The organism is Shewanella sp. M16, assembly GCF_018224605.1.
Taxonomy (GTDB): domain Bacteria; phylum Pseudomonadota; class Gammaproteobacteria; order Enterobacterales; family Shewanellaceae; genus Shewanella; species Shewanella oncorhynchi.
On sequence record NZ_JAGTUL010000082.1, the window covers coordinates 1 to 5,767 of the forward strand.

At 37.2% G+C, this 5,767-nt stretch carries 7 protein-coding genes; all 7 read right to left on the reverse strand.

The window, feature by feature from the left end:
* Positions 1 to 46: 46 nt before the first annotated feature.
* The 7 genes from KFE26_RS23135 to KFE26_RS23165 all read right to left on the reverse strand — a co-directional run bounded on the left by KFE26_RS23135 (position 47) and on the right by KFE26_RS23165 (position 5,446).
* On the reverse strand, positions 47 to 433 hold the full coding sequence (locus tag KFE26_RS23135; RefSeq protein ID WP_212601854.1) for a hypothetical protein: 387 nt from the start codon (positions 431 to 433) through the stop codon (positions 47 to 49).
* Between the two features lie 985 nt (positions 434 to 1,418).
* Entirely contained in the window at positions 1,419 to 1,673 is a 255-nt protein-coding gene (locus KFE26_RS23140; RefSeq protein WP_212601855.1) for a hypothetical protein, read from the reverse strand.
* A gap of 156 nt (positions 1,674 to 1,829) precedes the next feature.
* A complete protein-coding gene (locus KFE26_RS23145) occupies positions 1,830 to 2,069 on the reverse strand; it encodes a hypothetical protein (protein ID WP_212601856.1) in 240 nt (79 codons plus the stop codon).
* A 92-nt stretch (positions 2,070 to 2,161) separates the two neighbouring features.
* Positions 2,162 to 2,542, reverse strand: coding sequence for an N-acetyltransferase (locus KFE26_RS23150; RefSeq protein WP_212601857.1), 381 nt, complete (start codon positions 2,540 to 2,542; stop codon positions 2,162 to 2,164).
* An 81-nt stretch (positions 2,543 to 2,623) separates the two neighbouring features.
* Positions 2,624 to 3,208, reverse strand: a complete 585-nt coding sequence (locus KFE26_RS23155) for a class I SAM-dependent methyltransferase (RefSeq protein ID WP_212601858.1) — start codon at positions 3,206 to 3,208, stop codon at positions 2,624 to 2,626.
* A 202-nt stretch (positions 3,209 to 3,410) separates the two neighbouring features.
* The gene (locus tag KFE26_RS23160) at positions 3,411 to 4,778 is read right to left on the reverse strand and encodes a DUF3560 domain-containing protein (protein WP_212601859.1); all 1,368 of its coding nucleotides are present in this window, start codon (positions 4,776 to 4,778) and stop codon (positions 3,411 to 3,413) included.
* 146 nt (positions 4,779 to 4,924) lie between these two features.
* Positions 4,925 to 5,446: a hypothetical protein gene (locus KFE26_RS23165; protein ID WP_212601860.1), complete on the reverse strand. Its 522-nt coding sequence runs from the start codon at positions 5,444 to 5,446 to the stop codon at positions 4,925 to 4,927.
* Positions 5,447 to 5,767: the final 321 nt, after the last annotated feature.

Below are 5,767 nucleotides of genomic sequence, written 5' to 3' on the forward strand. Positions count from 1 at the left end.
AAAAAAAAAGCGCATAGCGCTTTTTTATTCTTAGATATAAATATTTTTACCAATGCGAGTATCTGTGTGCTACTTTACGGTAAACATCTTCAACAGCTTCATAAGTGACCTCATAACCTGCAAGAGCTTCTACAGCATCGTCGATTTCACCAGTATAAAAACATTCATGGTTAACTAGCTGCTCTTCAATAATTTTTTCAATGCCCTTTTCAGCCAACTGCTTTTTCCTAAACTCCTTATGGAGAGATGACAAACGTTGTGCAAATTCAGCAGCATTTGACTTAGGAACGCAATCACCAGCATCTAAAACTGTACAATAGTCCACTCCTGGCTGTCTTTGCTCTTCAAATTGCTTATTGCTAAAAGCAAAAAAAACGCCGAGTTCTTTGAATAGCGCAGTTTGCATTTCATTAATATTTGATGAAGTAGCCATTATTTTACATCCTTTATTTTTCGTTTGTGGCCAATGGGCCGGATTGTTTACACTGTCATTATAGGCAGTACAAACACATCCACAAGTGAAGTTTTATTCAGAGGAAATAGACAAATTTTGCAATGCAAAACTATGCTATTTTGGCAATGCGAGTTTTGCATGAAACAGATGACAATGAAGTGTCACGTTTTGTGACACATATAGAGATCGATGTCATACTTTCTTACAGATCTTCTGATATGACCTAATTGTAAACGCCCATCATTCCCCCCTGCTAGGTATTTTCAACTCATTCTGTATTGGCCTATATCTTGCTTAGGTAAGTTTAACAATTGAAAGGGAGATTTTTTATGTGGTCAATTTTTATGGTTATCTATCTGTTGATGTTAATGTTGTTTCCAATCGCGGCGGGTAGGCATGGAACACGGGAGAACTTTATCCACTACGGCATTTTCCTTGCAGTGGTGCTCATTCCCAGTTTGTCATTTGCAGATTGGTTCTGGAGATCGCTAGGCGTAGTGTAACGAAAAAATCAATGGTGATGGTGATGGTTTAAAAATTTTGCTATCACCTGCACCATCTCTATTTTTTATAAAAAAGTCTTGGTAAGTAAATAAAAGGAAACAGTAGGGTATAGATTATTGCTAATAAGGGACTATGAGAGTGTTTAGGTACATGGTATTTACAATACCCCCAATAGCCTATCATAGTTAAAGTAAATGAAACCGATGCAACTACTAAATAAGAAATTGCGGTTGAATCATTTGGCTCTTTGATAGCAAGCCATGAAAACCATAGCATGCAAAATGACATAATTAAGCATGGAAACGCATGCGCAAAAAAAGATCTAATAGAATTGTTACTCATTAATACCACCAAACTATAGTAATCTGCCGCTAAGTATAACCATGAAAAATATAAATCTCTACATAGTCAGTAAAAAATGAGCGACATAAAGTCGCTCATTTTAATGATTGTTGTTCTATCAGCTTGGTATGAAGGATTTTACACTGTTCACTAAGGTTGCAGTAAAACCAAGTATAAACAGTAATATCAATCCGTAATACTGATCACCATAAAAATATATAAGATACCCCTTATAAATCAACACGGCAGACGGTACACAAGAAAGATTTGCCACGAGTAAACGAGGAAAACCTTTAAGCTTCCAAGAAACCTCTATAATCAATAAAACAACAATAGGAAGTATTGCTGCAATACCTAACATTAAACCTAACATATATCCTCTCTTACATTTATGACCAATGGGTCGGTGTGTGAAGATTTCAGTATACCTCTTGATAATCAACCTGCAAGAAGTGAATTGCCATGGGGAAATTTTTTAGTCTAAATGAAAAAACCGCCAATTTGGCGGTTTCTATCTAATGAGATTTATTTAGACCTCAGAACTTCCTATCCAGTGTTGGGAGCCTAAATAAGCATTCCACCCAAAAGGGCAGTTTTTATAACAATCAATGTTTTCCAACATATCATGAGTCCAACCACCTTCAGGAGCACAAACTTTCATCTGTTCGACATCATTAATGTCCTTCAAGATGAATGGTAAGTGTATCAAATCATCTTCTATTAAAAAATCTCTTTCATTCTCATTTATAGGTCGAGTTACTATTGTCATGTTACATTCCTTTTTTTATGGTCAATGGACCGTTTTCATATAAAGATAGTTTGCAAATTTTTTGAATAAATAGCGAACTAAGACCCTTTATTTTAATCAAAAATATAATGGCGTTCCTCATTAGCTAGTGAAATTTCAGGCTGAGGAAGCTCATAGCCGTTTACTGCAAGATGCAAAATTCTTGAATTTTCTTCACACTCGCAAACATATGCCGATGAAAACCCTAAAGCTTTCCAAAATGGCAATGTATCTCCAGTTCCTAATATTCCAGACTTCAACCTAACATATTCAATATTTGATGGAAGTTCGCTTAGAAACGATTTAAATAGTGACTTACCAAATCCTTGTGACCTTTTTGATGGGGGTACATATATCATATGCAAAAGCACACGTTTTCCATCTATCTCACTATCTATGTATGGTTCTGAAGAGTAAATATCTTCATAACCACGTTCTGTTTCAATATTATTCATTAGTTTACTCCATTATTTGTGGCCGATGGGCCTAAAAGGTAATAAAAGAGCTGTGAAGCTCTTTTATTATGGCAAAACTCATCACTCAGTTTTTTTGAAAAGTATTACTTTTGTTAATACTTTGGCTGTTTCAAATGTATCAAATCCTAAATCAAGTAATTTAATCGTACCATCATACTCAAAGCTTTTGGGTACAATGCCTACATAAATACCACCATCATTTAGTTTTGATATGGCGTCCATAAAAAAGCCTTTAACTTTCTTAAATGGATGATTAGCAATAATTACATCCACCTTCAAAGGCAAATCAAAACAATCAATATGCCTTATGTCAACGTTACACTCAAAACGGTCCATTAGACAATTAACCAGTGAATACTCTCTCTCTATCGCGACGACGTTTGAAACACCTGCAACCAACATAGCATTGATAATCTGGCCCGTACCTGCTTGCGGATCACACCAATATCCTGAATCAATATTAGCTCCTGCATCTATAGCAAAGTTAACTAATTCATGACTTAGTTGATCTGGTGTAACGTGACATTCAGTCGAAAAATGCACAGAGACAATACTATTTTTTTTCAGTTCGGGCTTTTCAATCGGCTGATATACCGGAACTGGAGCAAACAGGGGTTTACAAGCCCTTTTATAAACATTTTGCATTTCAATACCCTCATTTATGGCCAATGGGCCGTATAAAATCTACTACAGTTTACAATCCACTCATCAAGTTTCAATATCGTTATTACACATAGGAAATATGCATGCGGTACACGCCATTAGTGTGTATCTAATGCAATCTAAATTTTTGCATTGCAAAATAAAAAAACCTCTTGCGAAGAGGTTTTTTGTCGTTTTGCCTAGATTATGCAGCTAAATTTTGTTTGCCATATGGACTTGGATGAGCTTTGCTGTCAATTAAATAAACAGCTTTACGCCCTCCCACTCCAAAACCTTGTACACAAATACGCATCCGATATTTACTTCCATCATCAGCAGTACCTATATAGGTGCCTTTATAATCATTGTAAATTTTCGAATACTCTTCTTTCGTCATTTCGACCTGTTCAAAAGTCTGAAGTTCTGACGACCAAGGAGTTTTCAGCAACAAAGGCTTATCTGCTTTGAAGTTCAGAAGAGGGATCTTGCTTGCAACCGATTGACGTATTTCTACCTCATAGCCTAAGTCAACAAACAATGTTTTCCACTCCCCTTCACTTAACTCAAGTGCTTTGACTAACTCACCATCTTCACTGAAGAAATATGGCAAATAAACGTCCGATGTTAACAACCAATCGCCGTTCTCTTGCTTTTCAACAGTAGGTGAATCCACACCAAACTTACGTGCAAAGTCCTTAAGGGCTGTTGCTGTAAGAGCGGCAGGGAATCTTTCTGCACCGCCTAGCATGGCATTTTCATAGCCTAAGCGACCTAGCAAATGAGCTATTTCTCTCATTATTCGATCATCGCTAATCATTTGTTGGCCATACTCTAATGACTTTGTAAAAGCATCATCAATCGTCATCTTGCCTGATTGCACATCGCCCCAAAAACCGAATGGTGAAAGTTGGTATGTAGAACGACCTTTACCAACCATAGAACCGAGATAGTTATCAGCATAGAATTTCTTCTTGCCTTCATCTGCAGCTAAGGCTTTAGTCCAGAATTGAACGATTGTGTGCCCTTCATTAATTGAGCGTTGGCAGTCTCGCAATTCCTTGAGCAACGTTTCAATGCGTCTTGCTCTAACCCCGTCCTTGTTCTTACGGTTAGCATGAACAATAACACCTTGAGCTTTATAGGTTAGATAGCGTACCGCCTCAAAAGCAGTCATTGACTGAGCTTCGGCGCGGTCTTTAGCATCCTGCATACGTTCCATTTTGCGTTGACTGTGATGGCCTAACAAAATTGGTTGATTAGATACCATTTGATCAGCCACAGCCGCAAAGCGGTTAGCTTTAACTTTATTATTTTCAGCATAACCTTCAAGACGTATACGTTTTGCTTCTGCACGTTCAAGCATCGTAATTTCGTCAGCAACGATGTCACCAGCCAAATCCATCAGCTTATCTTCACGAGCTGGACTCCATTTTGCAAAAAAACATTCTTGCAAAGGTGCCCAGGTGAAGCCGTACTTTTGACGCATTTCATTGAACAGCTCACGGTCCCAACGTTCATCGCAAGCGATGCGTAATTTGTCGTCTTCAACATTATAAGTAGCAGTGTAAGTCATAATCGTGTTCCTTTTCATTTTTTATGGCCAATGGGCCGGATGTTTTCAATTGCAGTATACGTCTTACAAATTAGGTAGCAATGAAGGTTTTGTTGTGAGGAAATTTAAAGAAAAAAGCCGCATTGAGCGGCCTTTTAAGAGAAATCTTAACCATGTGAGATTTTTAATATATTCAACTCGATACCAAGCCTCGTTGCTACAGGCACCAAGTAATCTAATAACAATTTTTCGTACCTTTTTATGTGATCAGTGAGTAGTATTTCATTTGGGTTTATATTAGTAAAAGGTTGCATCGCTTCAAATAGTAGCGACCTTGCATCTCTTACCATCCCCTCAGCCACCAATACTGGACACTTCTGACCTTCAGCTTTAAAGCCTAGCTTTTCCAGTTCAGCTTTATGATGGTCAAACAGTAACTTTGCACTTTCATCTGATGCCAAGTAAAGATCATCAAAGTTAATTATGCGTTCACCCACCTTTTCAACAATATGGCCGACTGGCTCATCTGCTACGTATGTTGGATATTGTACTAATGCTTCAGCTTTAATTTTTTCGCTGATTGGGTGCAACATTTCTACATACGCCTTAGCTGAAAGTAACGCAACTAGGCTTGAAGTAATTGCTTCTGGCAGAGAATCCTGGAACGGATCTTTTTTTGAGATAGTCATAATTTTTCCTTCATTTATGGTCAATGGACCGGAGTGTTGTCGTTTTCAGTATACCCTTCAATAATTGGCATTCAAGTCTCGTGTTGCACTAAGGAAATTCAAACAAAAAACCGCCCAATGGACGGTTTTTAAAATAACTTAGTTCAGTTTACTAATCATACAAACCCAACGACTTTAGCTTTTTATATTTTTTCTGAATATCAAGCATTTGCAGAAAAAAAGCTACTGGTACTAAAGCCACAAAAAACCATTCATAATCGAAGTATATCATGCCAATAAAAATAGCTGAGTATAAAAAACAATGAATATACATTAGAATTT

Coding starts and splice junctions, on each gene's coding strand:
- KFE26_RS23135 (WP_212601854.1), bottom strand. CDS start 433: ATGGCTACTTCATCAAATATTAATGAAATGCAAACTGCGCTATTCAAA.
- KFE26_RS23140 (WP_212601855.1), bottom strand. CDS start 1,673: ATGTTAGGTTTAATGTTAGGTATTGCAGCAATACTTCCTATTGTTGTT.
- KFE26_RS23145 (WP_212601856.1), bottom strand. CDS start 2,069: ATGACAATAGTAACTCGACCTATAAATGAGAATGAAAGAGATTTTTTA.
- KFE26_RS23150 (WP_212601857.1), bottom strand. CDS start 2,542: ATGAATAATATTGAAACAGAACGTGGTTATGAAGATATTTACTCTTCA.
- KFE26_RS23155 (WP_212601858.1), bottom strand. CDS start 3,208: ATGCAAAATGTTTATAAAAGGGCTTGTAAACCCCTGTTTGCTCCAGTT.
- KFE26_RS23160 (WP_212601859.1), bottom strand. CDS start 4,778: ATGACTTACACTGCTACTTATAATGTTGAAGACGACAAATTACGCATC.
- KFE26_RS23165 (WP_212601860.1), bottom strand. CDS start 5,446: ATGACTATCTCAAAAAAAGATCCGTTCCAGGATTCTCTGCCAGAAGCA.